Source organism: Bacteroides sp. LFL-34 (assembly GCF_027257075.1).
Taxonomy (GTDB): Bacteria; Bacteroidota; Bacteroidia; order Bacteroidales; family Bacteroidaceae; genus Bacteroides; species Bacteroides ovatus.
In genome coordinates this window covers 1-18,782 of record NZ_JAPQKZ010000011.1, presented here as the reverse complement: position 1 = coordinate 18,782, position 18,782 = coordinate 1, and the positions used below count along the sequence as shown (strand labels likewise).

General features: G+C 40.6%; 17 protein-coding genes. 12 read left to right on the top strand and 5 right to left on the bottom strand.

The window, feature by feature from the left end; all coding sequences use genetic code 11:
* Positions 1–39: 39 nt before the first annotated feature.
* The 7 genes from N5O98_RS08565 (at position 40) to N5O98_RS08535 (ending at position 6,923) form a co-directional block, all read left to right on the top strand.
* Positions 40–843: a DUF4846 domain-containing protein gene (locus tag N5O98_RS08565; protein WP_022200157.1), complete on the top strand. Its 804-nt coding sequence runs from the start codon at positions 40–42 to the stop codon at positions 841–843.
* A gap of 128 nt (positions 844–971) precedes the next feature.
* Positions 972–2,474 (top strand): glutamine synthetase family protein, encoded by a 1,503-nt coding sequence (locus N5O98_RS08560; RefSeq protein ID WP_022200158.1) that lies wholly within the window; start codon positions 972–974, stop codon positions 2,472–2,474.
* 198 nt (positions 2,475–2,672) lie between these two features.
* Positions 2,673–3,566: a DUF6268 family outer membrane beta-barrel protein gene (locus tag N5O98_RS08555; RefSeq protein WP_004303320.1), complete on the top strand. Its 894-nt coding sequence runs from the start codon at positions 2,673–2,675 to the stop codon at positions 3,564–3,566.
* A 341-nt stretch (positions 3,567–3,907) separates the two neighbouring features.
* Entirely contained in the window at positions 3,908–4,624 is a 717-nt protein-coding gene (locus N5O98_RS08550) for a histidine kinase (RefSeq protein WP_229036696.1), read from the top strand.
* Entirely contained in the window at positions 4,621–5,682 is a 1,062-nt protein-coding gene (locus tag N5O98_RS08545) for a sensor histidine kinase (RefSeq protein WP_182423457.1), read from the top strand. Before N5O98_RS08550 ends, N5O98_RS08545 begins: the two co-directional genes overlap by 4 nt.
* On the top strand, positions 5,679–6,401 hold the full coding sequence (locus N5O98_RS08540; RefSeq protein ID WP_008777003.1) for a LytR/AlgR family response regulator transcription factor: 723 nt from the start codon (positions 5,679–5,681) through the stop codon (positions 6,399–6,401). The genes N5O98_RS08545 and N5O98_RS08540 overlap by 4 nt, the downstream gene beginning before the upstream one ends.
* A 276-nt stretch (positions 6,402–6,677) precedes the next feature.
* On the top strand, positions 6,678–6,923 hold the full coding sequence (locus N5O98_RS08535; protein WP_004295865.1) for an RNA recognition motif domain-containing protein: 246 nt from the start codon (positions 6,678–6,680) through the stop codon (positions 6,921–6,923).
* A 62-nt stretch (positions 6,924–6,985) separates the two neighbouring features.
* Here N5O98_RS08535 and N5O98_RS08530 read toward each other — a convergent pair whose 3' ends face one another.
* A complete protein-coding gene (locus tag N5O98_RS08530) occupies positions 6,986–7,159 on the bottom strand; it encodes a hypothetical protein (protein WP_004303314.1) in 174 nt (57 codons plus the stop codon).
* Between the two features lie 137 nt (positions 7,160–7,296).
* On the opposite strand from N5O98_RS08530, the gene N5O98_RS08525 reads away from it, so the two are divergent.
* Positions 7,297–8,076, top strand: a complete 780-nt coding sequence (locus tag N5O98_RS08525) for a DUF4396 domain-containing protein (protein WP_004303313.1) — start codon at positions 7,297–7,299, stop codon at positions 8,074–8,076.
* A gap of 110 nt (positions 8,077–8,186) precedes the next feature.
* Here N5O98_RS08525 and sucD read toward each other — a convergent pair whose 3' ends face one another.
* The 4 genes from sucD to thiD all read right to left on the bottom strand — a co-directional run bounded on the left by sucD (position 8,187) and on the right by thiD (position 12,185).
* Positions 8,187–9,047, bottom strand: coding sequence for a succinate--CoA ligase subunit alpha (sucD, locus tag N5O98_RS08520; RefSeq protein WP_004309340.1), 861 nt, complete (start codon positions 9,045–9,047; stop codon positions 8,187–8,189).
* Between the two features lie 32 nt (positions 9,048–9,079).
* Positions 9,080–10,210, bottom strand: a complete 1,131-nt coding sequence (sucC, locus tag N5O98_RS08515) for an ADP-forming succinate--CoA ligase subunit beta (RefSeq protein WP_022200160.1) — start codon at positions 10,208–10,210, stop codon at positions 9,080–9,082.
* 200 nt (positions 10,211–10,410) lie between these two features.
* Positions 10,411–11,298 (bottom strand): ACP S-malonyltransferase, encoded by an 888-nt coding sequence (gene fabD / locus N5O98_RS08510; protein WP_004316407.1) that lies wholly within the window; start codon positions 11,296–11,298, stop codon positions 10,411–10,413.
* Between the two features lie 50 nt (positions 11,299–11,348).
* Positions 11,349–12,185 (bottom strand): bifunctional hydroxymethylpyrimidine kinase/phosphomethylpyrimidine kinase, encoded by an 837-nt coding sequence (gene thiD, locus N5O98_RS08505; RefSeq protein ID WP_118161246.1) that lies wholly within the window; start codon positions 12,183–12,185, stop codon positions 11,349–11,351.
* Between the two features lie 340 nt (positions 12,186–12,525).
* Here thiD and N5O98_RS08500 point away from each other — a divergent pair, with 340 nt between their 5' ends.
* The 4 genes from N5O98_RS08500 (at position 12,526) to xylE (ending at position 17,843) form a co-directional block, all read left to right on the top strand.
* Positions 12,526–13,257, top strand: coding sequence for an NUDIX hydrolase (locus tag N5O98_RS08500; protein ID WP_055235544.1), 732 nt, complete (start codon positions 12,526–12,528; stop codon positions 13,255–13,257).
* Between the two features lie 111 nt (positions 13,258–13,368).
* Positions 13,369–14,892 (top strand): xylulokinase, encoded by a 1,524-nt coding sequence (locus tag N5O98_RS08495; protein ID WP_118161245.1) that lies wholly within the window; start codon positions 13,369–13,371, stop codon positions 14,890–14,892.
* A 41-nt stretch (positions 14,893–14,933) separates the two neighbouring features.
* The gene (gene xylA, locus N5O98_RS08490; RefSeq protein ID WP_195664318.1) at positions 14,934–16,250 is read left to right on the top strand and encodes a xylose isomerase; all 1,317 of its coding nucleotides are present in this window, start codon (positions 14,934–14,936) and stop codon (positions 16,248–16,250) included.
* Positions 16,251–16,388: 138 nt separating this feature from the next.
* Positions 16,389–17,843, top strand: coding sequence for a D-xylose transporter XylE (xylE, locus tag N5O98_RS08485; RefSeq protein ID WP_004316410.1), 1,455 nt, complete (start codon positions 16,389–16,391; stop codon positions 17,841–17,843).
* Positions 17,844–18,782: the final 939 nt, after the last annotated feature.

Below are 18,782 nucleotides of genomic sequence, written 5' to 3'. Positions count from 1 at the left end.
TTACTTATATTTGTGCGGAATGAAATAAGAAGAACCGATATGAAGTATTTGTTAATGTGTGCAGGCTTACTTTTCACAGTCTTTCAGTCATGGGGACAGGAGAGGCTTGCAGATAGAATCGCTCCTCCGTCAGGATATGTTAGAGAGACCTGCTCCGATAATTCGTTTACAACTTATTTGCGCAATTTGTCATTATTGCCTAAAGGCAGTAAAGTGTTACTTTACAATGGAAAAGAAAAAGCCAATCAGGCAGCCGCATTTGCAGTCGTAGATATGGAGATAGGCAATCGTGATTTGCAGCAGTGTGCCGATGCAGTGATACGCCTGCGGGCGGAATATCTGTGGAAACATAAACGGTATACAGATATAAAATTCAACTTCACAAGTGGATTTACTGCCGAATACAAGAAATGGGCGGAGGGAAATCGAATAAAAGTCAACGATAATCAGGTTCAATGGTATGCTTCGGGCAAGGGAGTGGATTATTCCTATAAAACTTTCCGTAACTATCTCGATATGGTTTTTATGTATGCCGGAACTGCCTCTTTATCTCGTGAACTCCCAGCTGTGCTTTATACTTCCTTGCAACCCGGGGATGTCTTTTTTAAAGGCGGTTCACCCGGTCATGCTGTGATTGTTATGGATATTGCCATTCATCCGAATACCGGAAAGAAAGTATTCCTTCTGGCGCAAAGCTATATGCCTGCCCAACAGATTCATATCCTGGTCAATCCAACCAGCCGGAACCTTTCTCCCTGGTACGAGCTGACCGAAACGGATACTGGGAAACTATACACTCCGGAATGGATTTTTGAGAAGAAAGACCTGAAGCGTTTTAAATAGGAGAATAGATATAAATGCAACATAACAAAGAAATAATTAAATCTTTTCTTACTTGATTTTCCATCTTTTCCTTATCTTTGGCATTCAACAAACCGTTTTAATCATACAACAACGAAAAACAACCGATTATGAATTATGATTTATCAATGAATGCTAACCAGTTGGTGGCATTCCTTCAAAAACCAACTTCAGAGTTTACAAAAGCTGACATTATCTCATTTATCCAGCAAAAAGATATCCGCATGGTTAATTTTATGTATCCGGCGGGAGACGGGCGTCTGAAAACTCTGAACTTTGTCATCAACAATCAAGCTTATCTGGAAGCTATTCTCACATGTGGAGAACGGGTAGACGGTTCCAGTCTTTTCTCATTTATAGAAGCGGGCAGTAGTGACCTTTATGTAATTCCCCGTTTTTGCACAGCATTCGTTGATCCGTTTGCCGAGATTCCGACGCTGTCTATGCTGTGCTCTTTCTTCAATAAAGACGGCGAACCCCTCGAAAGTGCACCAGAACACACTCTTTACAAAGCAAGCAAAACTTTTACAGAAGTTACCGGAATGGAATTTCAGGCAATGGGCGAATTGGAATATTATGTAATAGCGCCGGATACTGGTATGTTTCAGGCAACCGACCAACGTGGTTATCACGAATCGGGCCCTTATGCTAAATTCAATGAGTTCCGTACTCAATGTATGTCTTACATCGCACAGACAGGCGGGCAAATAAAGTATGGACACTCCGAAGTGGGTAATTTTACGCTGGATGGTTATATCTATGAGCAGAATGAAATAGAATTCCTGCCGGTTCCCGTATCGCAGGCAGCAGATCAATTAATGATTGCCAAATGGGTGATTCGTAACCTGGGATTTAGATATGGATACAATGTAACCTTTGCTCCAAAGATTACGGCAGGTAAAGCAGGTTCGGGCTTGCATGTCCACATGCGTATCATGAAAGACGGAAAGAACCAGATGCTGAAAGACGGTGTTTTGTCGGAAACAGCACGCAAGGCAATTGCCGGAATGATGGTGCTTGCTCCGTCAATTACTGCTTTTGGAAATACCAACCCTACTTCTTATTTCCGTCTCGTTCCTCATCAGGAAGCACCTACCAATGTTTGTTGGGGAGATCGTAACCGCTCTGTATTAGTGCGTGTACCTCTGGGGTGGGCTGCAAAAACAGATATGTGTACATTGGCAAATCCGTTGGAAGCTGAAAGTCATTTTGACACCAGTCAGAAGCAAACTGTAGAAATGCGCTCTCCGGATGGTTCGGCAGATTTGTATCAACTGTTGGCTGGTTTGGCTGTTGCCTGCCGTCATGGTTTTGAGATTGAAAATGCGCTGGACATTGCTGAAAAAACTTATGTAAATGTGAATATCCATCAGAAAGAAAACGAAGATAAGCTGAAATCACTGGCGCAACTGCCGGATAGCTGTGAAGCTTCTGCCGATTGCCTGCAACAACAACGGGCAATCTTTGAACAATATAATGTATTCAGCCCGGCAATGATTGACGGTATCATCCGCAGACTTCGTGGTTATGAAGATAAAACATTGCGTGCGGATTTGGAAGGAAAGCCGATGGAGATGTTAGATCTCGTACATAAGTATTTCCATTGTGGATAATTAAAAAATGATATACGGATAAAAGACTATCTTCGGTTGAAAGGTAGTCTTTTATTTTTTTATATAATACATTCAGACCAAACAGGCTACAAATTTACAGGTTTGGTCTACTTAATGCCGGGTTTGGTCTACAAACTCTCTACGCAGATCGGTAAAACTCTACTTTTGTCTCATTCAAACCCTAAAACAGATAAAAGAATGAGGATTATTTTGTTAAGTGCGTTCGCCTTGTTTCTATTACTTCCTGAAAATATACAGGCACAGGTTACTGTGAAAACCGGGTATATATCTTCTTCCCGATATAAAGATGAAAATGGACAGTATCCCGGGAAAGGGGATATGTGCTTTGTGGAAGGGAACGTCAATATTCCCGTATCACAGAAAATGAATGAAAGAAATCAGCCAACTCTTTGGATGATTTCGGCAGGAGGAAGCTATACGGCAATGAATAATAAGAATCTTCAATCTTACATAGACATAGATCAAATTATAAATATGCAGTTGAGCGTAACCAATATTCGCCCTATCAGCAAAAAATGGCTTTTGTTGACGACTGTCGGTGCAGGCGTCTATACCTCTTCTGATGTAAAACTGAAGAATGTTCTGGGACAGGGAGGAGTTATTTTCATCCGGCAGTTCAAGTCCAATTTATCTCTTGGGGCTGGTTTGGCTGTGAACAACACATTTGGTTATCCGATGGTATTTCCTGCTATTTATTTTGATTGGAGCACTGAAGGACGTTATCAAATTAAAGTTTCGATGCTGAATGCCATGGAAGTATCGGCAGGAATGAAAATGAATAAATATCTGAATCTAAGGATCGTGGCAGAGATGAACGGGTCATTGGCATTGTTGGAAAGAGAAGGAAAAGATACTATGTTTTCCCAGCAATTCATTATTGTAGGTTTACAACCGGAAGTAAGTATGGGGAATTCTTTTTCAATCACTGCTACTGCCGGTGTGTCGTGTAGCAGAATAGCTTATTACACTACCCGCACTTTAAAGGCTTTCTTCGAAGATATGTCTAAAGATACTGATCCATATTTTAAACCGGCAATGTATGTTTCGGTGGGAATGAAGTATAAGTTCTAAAAAAATGGTAACTTTATCGCCTGATGTCAGTTAAGATACTATTATATACGTTACTGAAGCAAATTGGGATATTTCTTGTAGTCTCCTTTTTAGTGTTCAGAGGCACTTTTGTCGAAAGCGATAGTTTAGGGCTAAATCTTTCTACGGGAGTTAGTCTTTTACTTTCTGTCATTCTATGGGGAATCATAAATCTGCATACTTACTGGTTAATTCCCGGTTATCTGTTTCAGCGTAGATATAAAAAGTATATCATATATTTGAGTTGCCTTGTTGGATTTATGCTGACCGCCATGGTTGGTGCTATTTGTTTTCTAGGGCAATATTATGTTATACCCGAACAGATGCAAAGACTAAACAGTGATCTCCCTTTCTTTCTGTTGATAAATGCATTGGCACTGATACTCTATTTCCTGGCTTTTTCTTTTACTATTTTTCTGCATCGTTGGGTGGCCTATCAACAACGATTAAATGAATTGGAGAATATTAGCATACAGACTGATCTAAATCATTTGAAAGATCAACTCCAACCGGAGTTTTTTTCGAGAATATTGAATAAGGTACGAACCTTGCTGGGAGAAGATGGAGAAAAGGCGTCATTGCTTATCTTTAAATTAAGTCGGTTGCTTAGATACCAACTTTATGAAAGTGAACGGCAACAGGTATTGTTGGGAGATGATATCGATTTTATGACTGATTATATGAAGTTGGAGAAACTATGTAATCCGGAGTTTAATTTTGAAGTCAACATCCTGAATGAAGTGCGTTATATACAAGTTCCTCCTTTATTGTTTATGCCTGTGATAGAATATGTGATTCGGACAACTGTATGTGGAGAGAATGGAAAGGGAGAAAATATAAGGATCGATTTTCAAATGGAAGAGAATCAGCTTCGATTCATTTGTACATACTGTCTGCGAAAAAAGGAAAGTCTGCAAGTAGCACCTGCTTTTGACAAGTTACGGCAACGATTGGACTTGTTATATCCGGGAGGTTATCAATTAAAAAGTGGCTATAATGATGAGGCACTGTGTACCATTGGTTTAATGTTGGAATTATGAAAGATACCTGGAATGTATACGATTGGGGGAAGAATCTGGTAAATGACCGTTTCAGGCTTATCAGTAATTTACTATTGCTATTTATTATACTCTTTTTGGGCTTTCAGAATGTATATGGAGATTTTACTAGAGAAGGTTTCCTATATGCATATCCGGTTAGTATATTGGTTTTTGCATTTCCTATCTATCTGAATATATATTGGTTAGTGCCCCGTTTCCTGTATAAGGCCAAGCGCAAGTTATGGTGTTATTGGATTTCGTTTCTCGGAGTCAATTTAGTGAGTGTATTATTAGGATTTATATTTCTGTCTCCATTATATCAACGATACGGTATTCGTGGGTTTTGTATACAGGATAACCACGCTGTTTCTTTTGATAGTATTGCTTATGGAGTATTAGTACTGCTATTAAGTGCAGGTGGCTGTACGAGCTTTGAACTATTCCGCCGTTGGGTTGTCTCCGATAAAAAGATTCTTGAATTGGAGAAGGCGACTAAACAGACAGAATTGCAACAATTAAAGAAACAGATCAATCCGCATTTTCTTTTTAATATGCTGAATAATGCCAATATTTTGGTAAAGGATGCTCCGGATGAGGCTTCACAGATATTGGAGAAACTGGACAATCTACTTCGCTACCAGTTGAATGACAGTACAAGAAGAGAAGTATTTCTTACTGCAGATATACAGTTTCTCACCAGCTTTCTTGAATTGGAGAAGGTGAGAAGGGATCATTTTGAATATACAATCTTTCAAGAGGGAAATATGGAGAATATCTGTATTCCTCCGTTATTGTTTATCCCTTTTGTAGAGAATGCGGTGAAACATAATTTGGATAGCGACAATTTATCTTATGTTCACTTGTATTTTTCTGTGCATAATAAACAGTTGACGTTTCGTTGCGAAAATTCTAAGCCCCGTGTTCCTGTTAAGCGGGAAGGGGGAATAGGGTTGGTCAATGTGAAACGCAGACTGGATTTACTTTATGAATCACGGTATACGCTACAGATAGAAGATAAAGAAACAACTTATAATGTCAACTTACATCTAAACTTATGAATTGTATTATTGTTGATGACGAGCCGGTAGCTCGCAAAGGTATGAAGTCATTGGTGGAGCAGATTCCACAACTGACATTGGTGGGTAGCTTTAATAATGCTATCGCAGCGTCTGCTTATATAAATGAATATACGGTTGATCTGATTTTCCTTGATATTCAGATGCCGGGAATTACCGGAATAGAATTTGCGCAAAGCATTCCCGTGAATACGTTGATTGTCTTTACAACGGCGTATGCGGAATATGCACTCGATAGTTATGAAGTAAGTGCCATTGATTATCTGGTGAAGCCCATTGAAATGAACCGTTTTCTGAAAGCAGTCAATAAGGCAATAGCATATCATAAACTGTTATTGTCGGAAACAGCCGAAAGAGTGGAGGAGATACAGGAAGAATATATCTTCATCAAATCGGAACGACGCTATATCAAGATAAACTTCAGTGATATTCTTTTTATTGAAGGACTAAAGGATTATTCCATTCTCCAATTGGAAGATCAGCGGGTGATTACTAAGATGAATCTGAAAAATATTCATGAGCAACTGCCCGCTAAACAGTTTCTCCGGATAAACAAGTCCTATATTGTCAATACCTCACGGATTGACTCTTTTGATACCAATGATATTTTTATTAAGTCTTATGAGATAGGAATAGGAGGTGGAAACTATAAGAAAACGTTTTTTGAGGAATTTGTAGCGAAGAATTTGCAGAAAGACTAATCCGGTAGTTTACATGGAATGGCTTGGTATAAAAAGAATAAGAACGTTAAGTATTGGCCTATTTTCATAAAAAAGATGTTTTGCAGAAAGAAAAAGGAGAGAATATAGTGCAATATCCCCAAATAATGCTTTCCTTTGTACCAACAACAATAAAGAGGTTTATTACGATTTGATTTTTTTACATGAATCTTCTCATTTATTTGAGCATATCCATCTCTAATTAAGATCTTCCTAAAACTTTCTTATTGAATTATTAATTTTTTATATTTGTATTTTATGAATTTGTACATTGGAAATCTTAGCTATAATGTTAAGGAATCAGATTTGAGACATGTAATGGAAGAGTATGGAACAGTTGCTTCAGTAAAGTTAATCACAGATCGTGAAACTAGAAGATCAAAAGGTTTTGCGTTTATCGAAATGCCGGATGATGCAGAAGCTGCTAAAGCTATCGAACAATTGAACGGTGCAGAATATGTAGGTCGTTCAATGGTAGTAAAAGAAGCATTGCCAAAGAATTAATACTGAATACATATACAGTAATAGAGAAAGGCGCACTAGGTAACTAGCGCGCCTTTCTTCTGTTAATCCTCATTGTTATCTTCTTCATCATCCACCATATTATTGAGTTCCAATTCCAGGTCTACCAGCTCTTGTTCCCATAATTTCAGGATATCCTTCGGTGTATCTTTTGCAGCTTTCTTTATTCTTTCTTGAGCAACAGATACTTCATGCTCTAATTGTCTACGTCTGCTCATAATTCTATTGTTTTGATTATAAAATGATAACAACTCGTGTGGGGAATAGTTCGACGGGATAAAATTAAAAGTAATGGGGTGAACTATTCACAAATAAAGGATGTTTTGTAATCTGAATCTTTAAAAAACATACAGCCATGCTCAATTTAATAGCCGTTTTCTTAGTATGTTCAGGTATCGGAATTGCAGTACATATTGCCATAGACCTGACACATCGTCCGCAATCAATGAAGATAATGAATGCAGTCTGGATATTATCTGCATTATGGGGAAGTTATTTAGCTTTATGGGCGTATAATAAGTTTGGACGGAGTAGTCCGATGAAAGCTGAGGATGATGGGATGAAAATGGATATGTCTGGCATGAAAGATATGTCTGATATGAAGGGAATGGATATGTCCGGTATGAAAGATAATATGGAGATGGATATGGCCATGCAGGGAGAAATGTCGATGCAAGGAATGCAACGTCCTTATTGGCAATCGGTAGCTTTGTCGGCGCTTCATTGTGGTGCAGGATGTACATTGGCAGATATCATAGGAGAGTGGTTTACAAACTATGTTCCTGTAACTGTGGCAGGAAGTCAGCTCTTTGGTAATTGGGTACTTGACTTTATTCTGGCTTTGATGATTGGTGTTTATTTCCAATTCTATGCTATTCGGGAGATGGAAAAAATATCGGTAGGTAATGCCTTGGCTCGTGCTTTCAAAGCGGATTTCTTTTCTCTTTTGTCCTGGCAGGTAGGAATGTATGGCTGGATGGCGATTGTCTATTTTGTATTGTTCATCAATGAACCGTTACCCAAAGACACATGGATATTCTGGTTTATGATGCAGTTGGCTATGCTTTTCGGCTTCTTCTGTGCATATCCTATGAATGCTCTTCTTATAAAATTAGGTATAAAGAAAGGTATGTAAAATAAATGCAGATTTACTCTAAACGATAAGTATGTAATTACTTATTTGAGGGAGTGAATCTGCATCTGTTATGATATGACTACTTTTGTCTTTTCTTTCTCTTTGGGAGTTTATCTTTTCAATAATTTCGGTATATCCGAAGGTTCTTGTGCTACCCGGATACCGGCAGCTTCTAAAGATTTAATCTTCTCTTTTGCCGAACCGGAACTTCCCGAAATGATAGCTCCTGCATGTCCCATCTGCTTTCCCGGAGGAGCTGATTGTCCGGCAATAAATGCTACCACAGGTTTAGTTACATTATTACGAATATATTCGGCCGCTTGTTCTTCCGCATTTCCTCCAATCTCTCCAATCAGGACGATTGCTTCTGTTTCCGGATCATTCTGAAACATTTCCAGCAGTTGGCGGAAGTGAAGCCCTACAACAGGATCGCCCCCGATGCCGATAGCGGTGGATTGTCCCATTCCATTAGCTGTTAAGTGATACACAATCTCGTAAGTAAGTGTTCCGCTACGGCTGATAACACCTACATTTCCTTCTAAAAAGACTTGTCCCGGTAAGATGCCAACCATGCTTTTTCCCGGAGAGATAAGTCCCGGACAGTTAGGCCCGATCAACATGGCACCTTTTTGTTCGGCAAACTGATGCGCCTTAATCACGTCCAGTGTGGGGATTCCTTCTGCAATGCAGACTATGATCCGGATGCCTGCGTCTGCTGCCTCCATGATAGCATCTGCCGCAAAACGTGCCGGAACGAAAATGATGGAGGTATTAGCCTTTGTCTGCTCGACAGCGTCATACATGGTGTTGAATACGGGGATTCCGTCCACATCTGTTCCTCCTTTGCCCGGAGAAGTACCTCCGACCACATTGGTTCCGTATTCTTTCATCTTCTTGGCATGGAAAAGCCCGTCTCTGCCAGTGATTCCCTGCACAATCAAACGGGTGGATTTATCTATTAGTATGCTCATAATTGCTTTATTTTTTAGTGATTTGGTACGTATTATGCTTTCAGAGCCATAAGAGCAGCCTCTTTCATCGTTGTGGCTATTTGAAAACGGCTGTAATTCCGTAACAGTTCCCGTCCGATATGTTCATTGGTGCCTGTAAGCCGGACGATGACGGGGACATTGCTGTTTATTTGCTCGAATGCCTGAAGAAGTCCCATTGCCACATCATCGCAACGAGTGATCCCACCGAAAATATTAATCAGGACCACTTTTACTTTCTCATCCTGCAATAAGAGTTTCATAGCTTCAATAACCTTGACAGGATTGGAGCTGCCACCGATGTCGAGAAAATTAGCAGGCTGACCGCCGTAAAGTTTAATCATGTCCATAGTAGCCATGGCAAGTCCGGCGCCATTTACCATACAACCGATATTGCCGTCCATGTGAACATAACTGAATCCTTTATCTTTGGCATCTGCTTCCACTTTTTCTTCTTCCGTCGGATCAAACAAAGCATGAATCTCCGGATGACGATAGAGCGCATTGTCATCAAAAACAATCTTTGCGTCAATAGCCATTAATGTACCTTTCTTTGTAAGTGCCAGCGGATTTACTTCCACTAACGATGCGTCATTCTCCACAAAGATTTTATAAAGTTCCTGAAGGATGGCAGCCATTTTTCCTGCCTGTTCCATTTGGGGGAAGAGAGTGAAAGCAAAACGCCTTGCCAGATAGTCGGGAAGGCCAATGAATGGATTGATTGAATATCGGATGATTTTCTCCGGTGTCTGACGGGCTACCTCTTCAATATCCATACCACCGGATGCACTCATCATCAGAACGACAGAACGTGTATTCCGGTCGATGGTATAACTGACGTAATATTCTGCAGCAATATCAACCGCTTCGCTGACCAGAACTTGATTGACTGGAAGACCTTTAATGCTCATTCCGAGAATGTTCTTGGCTTCCTGATAAGCATCTTCCGTATTGTTTACCAGTTTTACTCCTCCGGCTTTTCCCCGGCCTCCGGTTAGTACTTGTGCTTTTATAACCACTCTGTCTGTTCCCATCCTCCGGTATGCAGCCAGGACACCTGCGGCAGTACGGCATAAAGTGTGCCTCTCGACAGGTATTCCGTACTTGGAGAAAATCTCTTTCGCTTGATATTCATGTATTTTCATGGCTCATAAATTTGAGTAAATGATTCCTATAATAAAAACAAAAGAAAGATTCGGAAAGTTTGCCGGAAAAGAAAAGTATCAGGGTGTTTTACAACATGTTCGTTTGTATTCCATTTATGGTTTTCATATAAAAAAAGCGTGTTGGCAACTATTACCAACACGCTCTATATCACTTAAAGATAAAGTCTGCTTACGGATATTTATGCAATACCGTGAGCATTGACAGTACCGTCAATCTTTTTAATCAATCCTTGAAGTACGGCACCCGGGCCACATTCTGTAAAATCAGTAGCACCGTCAGCAACCATATTCTTTACTGATTGTGTCCAACGTACGGAAGCAGTCAATTGAGCAACCAGGTTCTTTTTGATTTCTGCAGGGTCAGTGTGAGGAAGTGCATCCACATTCTGATATACCGGACATTTAGGAGTATGTATTTCGGTAGCTTTGATAGCAGCTTCCAGTTCTATTTTAGCAGGATCCATCAATGGAGAATGGAAAGCACCACCCACTTTCAGCGGAAGAGCACGTTTGGCTCCGGCAGCTTTCATCAGTTCGCAAGCCTTTTCGATACCCGGTACAGAGCCGGAGATAACGATTTGTCCCGGGCAGTTGTAGTTGGCCGGGACGCAAACTTCACCTTCTGCATTTACTGCTGCACAGATTTCTTCTACTTTTTCATCCGGCAATGCGATAATGGCAGCCATGGTGGAAGGAGTAGCTTCGCAAGCTTTCTGCATAGCCATTGCACGTGCATACACAAGTTTCAATCCATCTTCAAAACTCAATGCACCGGCAGCAACCAATGCAGAGAACTCACCAAGTGAGTGGCCGGCAGTCATTTCCGGTTTGAAGTCGTCGCCCATGCAAAGAGCAGAAATAACAGAGTGAAGGAAAACGGCAGGTTGAGTAACCTTTGTCTGACGAAGATCTTCGTCTGTGCCGTCGAACATGATATCTGTAATGCGATATCCGAGGATATCATTTGCTTTTTCAAACAATTCTTTTGCTAAAGCTGAGTTTTCATACAGGTCTTTACCCATTCCTACAAATTGAGCGCCTTGACCGGGAAATACAAATGCTTTCATATTTTTATTATTTAATTGATTTTTAATTGCGGGTGCAAAGTTACGTATTTTTATGATACAACCGCACAAAATGTACACATTTGTGCAACGGAGTCCGGAAAATGCCATAAAGGGCCGTTGCCATGGCCGATATTCAATTCTTTTCCTGCGATAATGGCTTGAGTGATATATGTTTTCGCATGCTGGATGGATTCTCGCATGGGGTAGCCTTTGGCAAGATAGGTGGCAATAGCGGAAGAGAGGGTGCATCCCGTTCCATGCAGATTATGGCTTTCTATTTTTTTCTCCTCATATATATGGTAGATAAATTCGGACGTATGCAAAAGGTCGCACATATTGTCTCCTTCCAGATGTCCGCCTTTTAGTAAGATATTAGTCTGATAATCATCCGTCAGCATTTTGGCAGCGGTCTGCATATCCTGAATGTTGTGAATACTTTTACCTGTAAGTACTTTTGCTTCATCAATATTAGGGGTGATTAATGTGACAAGCGGTAAAAGTTCTTTTTTGATTTCTTCTATCGCTTCATCTGTCATAAGTTTCTTTCCGCTGGTAGACACCATTACCGGATCGTAAACGACGTATGCAGGCGAATATTTTTGTAGACAGTCGGAAATTACACGAACGATCTGAATGTCATTTATCATTCCTATTTTGATGGCAACCGGTTGCAGGTCGTCCATCACGGCTTCTATTTGCCCACGAACCATATCCGGAGAGATAGACTGTACGGCGCGTACCCCCAGTGTGTTTTGTACGGTGATGGCAGTGATGGCCGATGCTGCATAGCCTCCTAAAGCCGAGATTGTTTTTATGTCTGCCTGAATACCTGCCCCTCCCGAACAATCGGAGCCGGCAATGGATAAAATGACTGGATGACGTTCCATTTTAGATTTTTTAATATTTACCCGACAAAGATAGGATAAAAAACGATAAGGTACAAAATGACATATCGTTTAAAATACAATAAGTACCTTTCCGGGTATCTGTTGGAAAAGATATGAAAAGTACTGATAATAAAGCGTCCATCTAGTTTTTGTACTTTATACAATTACTCACCCGTGGAAATACTAAAATACATATTGTAATTCGTAAGATAACACTAACTATTCATATTGTAGAATGTATGATATGTATTTATATGAAAAACAATGTTTTATAGCATAGTTCTTATTTTGTTTTGATGGTTTGTAGCCTCTATATTTGCATCGTCTTAAAGAAATAGATATGCAAAATTTACAGAAAAATACACCTTTAGCAAACAATCATATATCAGTGGACTGTGTAGTGATTGGTTTTGACGGAGAACAACTGAAAGTGTTGCTTGTAAAACGTGCAGGTGAGGATAATGGAGAAGTATATCATGATATGAAACTTCCCGGAAGTCTTATCTATATGGATGAAGCCCTGGATGAAGCTGCACAACGAGTTTTGTATGAACTGACAGGACTTAAAAATGTGAATCTGATGCAGTTTAAAGCATTTGGTTCTAAAAACAGAACGAGTAATCCGAAAGATGTACGTTGGTTGGAAAGAGCTATGCAGTCAAAAGTGGAGCGTATTGTTACCATTGCATATTTGTCGATGGTGAAGATAGATCGTACGTTGGATAAGAATCTGGACGATCACCAGGCTTGCTGGGTCGCTTTGAAAGACGTGAAAACACTGGCTTTCGACCATAATCTGATTATAAAGGAGGCAATGACTTATATTCGTCAGTTCGTAGAATTTAATCCTTCCATGTTGTTCGAACTGCTTCCGCGTAAATTTACAGCCGCACAATTAAGGACTCTTTTTGAATTAGTATACGACAAAGCCGTGGACGTGCGTAACTTCCATAAAAAAATAGCAATGATGGAATATGTAGTTCCTTTGGAAGAAAAACAACAAGGAGTGGCTCACCGTGCTGCCCGTTATTATAAATTTGATAAGAAGGTATATAATAAGGTAAGAAGGTAGACCCTGTTCAAGTATCAAGTATTAAGTATTAGGCGTTGGATGTTAAAGCATTAATTGTCGGACATTGAGCGTAATTCGTAAATAGTAAATCGTTTAATCGTAAATAAAATTATGTTTCTATTAGGTTATGACATAGGTAGCTCGTCTGTAAAAGCGAGTTTGGTAAATGCGGAGACTGGTAAATGTGTATCCTCGGCATTTTTTCCGAAAACAGAAGCGAATATTATTGCAGTGAATCCCGGATGGGCGGAACAAGATCCTGAAAGTTGGTGGGAAAACTTAAAGTTGTCCACGCAGGCTATTATGACTGAATCCGGAGTTAGTGCCGCTGAAATTAAAGCCATCGGTATCTCTTATCAGATGCACGGATTGGTTTGTGTTGATAAGAATCAGCATGTATTGCGTCCTGCTATCATCTGGTGTGACTCCCGTGCGGTGCCATACGGTCAGAAAGCGTTTGAGACAATCGGGGAGGAGAGATGTCTTTCTCATTTGTTGAACTCACCGGGAAATTTTACCGCTTCCAAGTTGGCGTGGATTAAAGAAAACGAACCTGCCATCTATGAGCAGATTTACAAGATAATGCTGCCGGGTGATTATATTGCCATGAAGTTGAGTGGAGAAATCTGTACAACTGTTTCCGGGCTTTCGGAAGGTATGTTCTGGGATTTCAAGAACAACCGGGTGGCTGATTTCTTAATGGATTATTACGGGTTTGATTCTTCTTTGATTGCAGATATTAAACCGACCTTTGCAGAGCAGGGACGTGTAAATGCAATAGCTGCCAAAGAGCTTGGACTGAAAGAAGGAACACCGATTACTTATCGTGCAGGCGACCAGCCTAACAATGCCCTTTCTTTGAATGTGTTTAATCCGGGAGAGATTGCTTCTACGGCAGGAACATCGGGAGTGGTTTATGGCGTGAACGGTGAAGTGAACTATGATCCGCAGTCACGCGTCAATACCTTTGCGCATGTCAATCATACCATAGATCAGACACGTTTGGGAGTATTGCTTTGCATCAACGGAACAGGTATTCTCAATTCATGGGTGAAACGCAACATTGCTCCCGAAGGAATATCTTATAATGAAATGAATGTATTGGCTTCCAAAGCTCCTATCGGCAGTGCGGGAATCAGTATTCTGCCCTTTGGTAACGGTGCCGAACGTATGTTGAATAATAAAGAAATCGGTTGCAGTATCCGTGGACTGGACTTCAATGCACATGGCAAACATCATATTATCCGTGCCGCTCAAGAAGGTATTGTATTCTCTTTTAAATATGGCATTGATATCATGGAGCAAATGGGAATTCCTGTGAAGATGATCCATGCCGGACACGCTAATATGTTCTTGAGTTCTATCTTCCGCGATACTTTGGCAGGAGTCACAGGAGCCACTATCGAGCTTTACGATACGGATGGTTCCGTAGGTGCTGCGAAAGGTGCGGGCATCGGTGCAGGTATCTACAAGGATAACAATGAAGCATTTGCTACGCTTGACAAACTGGATGTGATTGAACCTAATGTGGCAAAACGCCAGGAATATGCTGACGCGTATGCAAAATGGAAATACCGTCTTGAAAAGTCGATGACCGGTAACATACCGGCTCCGGTTCTGTCTTCAGATAAATAATTAACAATTTAAATAATAACCATTTTAAAAATAAAAGAATTATGGCAACAAAAGAATTTTTCCCGGGAATTGAAAAGATTAAGTTCGAAGGTAAAGATAGTAAGAATCCGATGGCATTCCGTTACTACGATGCTGAAAAGGTTATCAACGGTAAGAAGATGAAAGATTGGTTGAGATTTGCTATGGCATGGTGGCATACTTTGTGTGCTGAAGGTGGCGACCAATTCGGTGGCGGAACAAAACAATTCCCTTGGAATAGTAATGCTGACACTATACAAGCTGCAAAAGATAAAATGGACGCAGGTTTCGAATTCATGCAGAAAATGGGTATCGAATACTACTGTTTCCACGATGTAGACTTGGTTTCTGAAGGTGCAAGCATCGAAGAATACGAAGCTAACTTGAAAGCAATCGTAGCTTATGCAAAACAGAAACAAGCTGAAACAGGCATCAAACTGTTGTGGGGTACTGCCAACGTATTTGGCCATGCACGTTATATGAACGGTGCTGCTACTAACCCTGATTTTGACGTAGTAGCTCGTGCTGCTGTTCAGATTAAGAATGCAATCGATGCAACGATCGAACTGGGTGGTCAGAACTATGTATTCTGGGGTGGCCGTGAAGGCTATATGTCTCTTCTGAATACAGATCAGAAACGTGAAAAAGAACACTTGGCAAAAATGCTGACCATCGCTCGTGATTATGCTCGTGCCCGTGGTTTCAAAGGTACTTTCCTGATTGAGCCGAAACCGATGGAACCGACAAAACATCAGTATGATGTAGATACAGAAACAGTAATCGGATTCCTGAAAGCTCATGGCTTGGATAAAGATTTCAAAGTGAACATTGAAGTAAACCACGCAACTTTGGCTGGTCACACTTTCGAACACGAATTGGCAGTAGCAGTAGACAACGGCATGTTGGGTTCTATCGATGCTAACCGTGGTGATTATCAGAATGGTTGGGATACAGACCAATTCCCGATTGACAACTACGAACTGACACAAGCTATGATGCAAATTATCCGCAACGGCGGTTTGGGTAACGGTGGAACAAACTTCGACGCTAAGACTCGTCGTAACTCTACTGACCTGGAAGATATCTTCATCGCTCACATCGCAGGTATGGACGCTATGGCTCGTGCATTGGAAAGCGCAGCTGCTCTGCTGAACGAATCTCCCTATAAGAAAATGTTGGCTGACCGTTACGCTTCATTTGATGGCGGTAAAGGTAAGGAGTTTGAAGATGGCAAGTTGACTTTGGAAGATGTAGTTGCTTATGCAAAAGCAAACGGTGAACCGAAACAGACTAGCGGTAAACAAGAACTTTATGAAGCAATTCTGAATATGTATTGCTAATTAACCCCACCACAGATTACACGGATTATCACAGATTGATTTTCTTCTCTCTTATTTTGAATTTTATCTGTGTTAATCTGTGAAATCTGTGGTGATATAAATCCAACTACTACAACACTACTTTATCTACTTATAACCATGATTAATACAACGAACGAGGGTAGTAAACTCTACCTATATTCGATAACCTCTGTCGCCATTTTGGGAGGACTGCTTTTCGGATACGATACAGCAGTTATTTCCGGTGCGGAGAAAGGCTTGGAGGCTTTTTTCCTTTCGGCCTCTGATTTTCAATACAATAAAGTAATGCATGGAATCACATCTTCCAGTGCATTAATTGGCTGTGTACTGGGTGGTGCGATCTCCGGTATATTTGCTTCCCGTTTGGGACGTCGTAATTCTCTAAGGCTTGCTGCCGTACTCTTTTTCCTTTCAGCATTAGGTTCCTATTATCCGGAAGTCTTGTTTTTCGAATATGGAAAGCCGAACATGGATTTGCTGATTGCTTTTAATTTGTATCGTGTTTTGGGCGGTATCGGTGTTGGACTGGCTTCTGCAGTCTGTCCGATGTATATTGCTGAAATTGCTCCTTCTAATATTCGTGGAACGCTTGTATCGTGTAACCAGTTTGCTATCATCTTCGGTATGTTGGTAGTATACTTCGTGAATTTCCTGATTATGGGCGACCATCAAAATCCTATTATTTTGAAAGATGCAGCCGGTGTACTGTCTGTTAGTGCTGAATCTGATATGTGGACCGTTTATGAAGGATGGCGTTACATGTTCGGTTCGGAAGCTTTCCCTGCAGCATTCTTCGGCTTGTTGTTGTTCTTTGTTCCCAAGACTCCTCGTTATCTTGTATTGATACAGCAGGATGAAAAGGCTTATTCGATCCTTGAAAAGATCAATGGTAAGACAAAAGCACAGGAAATTCTTAATGATATTAAAGCTACTGCTCATGAAAAGACAGAGAAAATCTTTACTTATGGAGTGGCAGTAATTGTAATCGGTATTTTGCTTTCTGTATTCCAACAGGCTATCGGTATTAATGCGGTACTTTATTATGCTCCTCGTATTTTCGAAAATGCAGGTGCAGAAGGAGGTGGCATGATGCAGACAGTTATTATGGGTATTGTAAACATTGTCTTTACATTGGTTGCAATCTTCACTGTAGACCGCTTCGGACGTAAACCACTATTGATAATCGGTTCTATTGGTATGGCTGTAGGTGCATTTGCGGTAGCAATGTGTGATAGCATGGCAATAAAGGGTGTTCTCCCGGTACTTTCAGTGATTGTGTATGCAGCATTCTTTATGATGTCTTGGGGACCGATTTGCTGGGTGTTGATCTCGGAAATATTCCCGAACACCATCCGTGGTAAAGCAGTGGCAATCGCTGTGGCTTTCCAATGGATATTCAATTACATTGTATCTTCTACTTTCCCGGCACTGTACGACTTCAGCCCGATGTTTGCATATAGTTTATATGGAATAATCTGTGTGGCTGCTGCCATCTTCGTTTGGCGTTGGGTGCCTGAAACGAAAGGTAAGACACTGGAAGATATGAGCAAACTTTGGAAGAAAAATAAATAAATTAGGTTAGTGTAATTTCATCATGCCATTATGACTTCGGTTTCTTGGCATGGTTCTACTAAGATTATGACATCGTACCAATGGTAGGGTGTCATAATTGTTTTTATTTGAAACTTTTGGGAACTACTATAAAGTTGAAAAAACATGAAAACATCTGCCACCTGCAACCAAACGCGTGTAATGCACTAATTGATAAATAGTTGGAGCGTTGCAGATACTGTTGCAGATAGGTTGCAGATCAAAGTATCTGCAACACAGTATAAACCTTACATAAGCCAATTCTCCAGGAGGGCAAAAGTTTATTGTATACATTAACTTCCCGTTTCCAGGCGGGGAACTGTCGTTTCCGGCATTAGAAATTACAGTTTCCACGGTAGGAAACGAGAGTTTCTAAGGCGGGACACTACAGTTTCTACGCAAGGATACTGTCGTTTCCCCGTAGAGACACCACCATTTCTCCATAGAGTCACCCCAATTATCCCATAGCTTTGCATAAAGGAATCAAGGCTTTTTCTTTGATTATATAACGTGTTGCAGATACTTTATCTGCAACCTATCTGCCGCAGGTATCTGCAACGCTCCAACTATTTATCAACTAGTGCATTACACGCGTTTGGTTGCAGGTGGCAGATGTTTTTATGTTTTTCAACTTTATAGTAGGAAAAAATTTCATTCATTTCTGCACGGTTCTTAATTAAATGGGAATTTTGCAGTTAAATGAGAATTTATCGGTTAAATGGGAATTTTGCAGTTAGGCTGAAAGCCTTACAATTATATATTTATTGGGGTGCCCTGAAAGGGCTTAATTACATAGCGTAGGGCAACGCCCTACGAAAAAAACACACCAGCCACAAGCCCTGAAAGGGCGGAACTGTATACAATTATGCCCTTTCAGGGCGCAAATTCAGATTACCGTTTTTTCGTAGGGCGTTGCCCTAC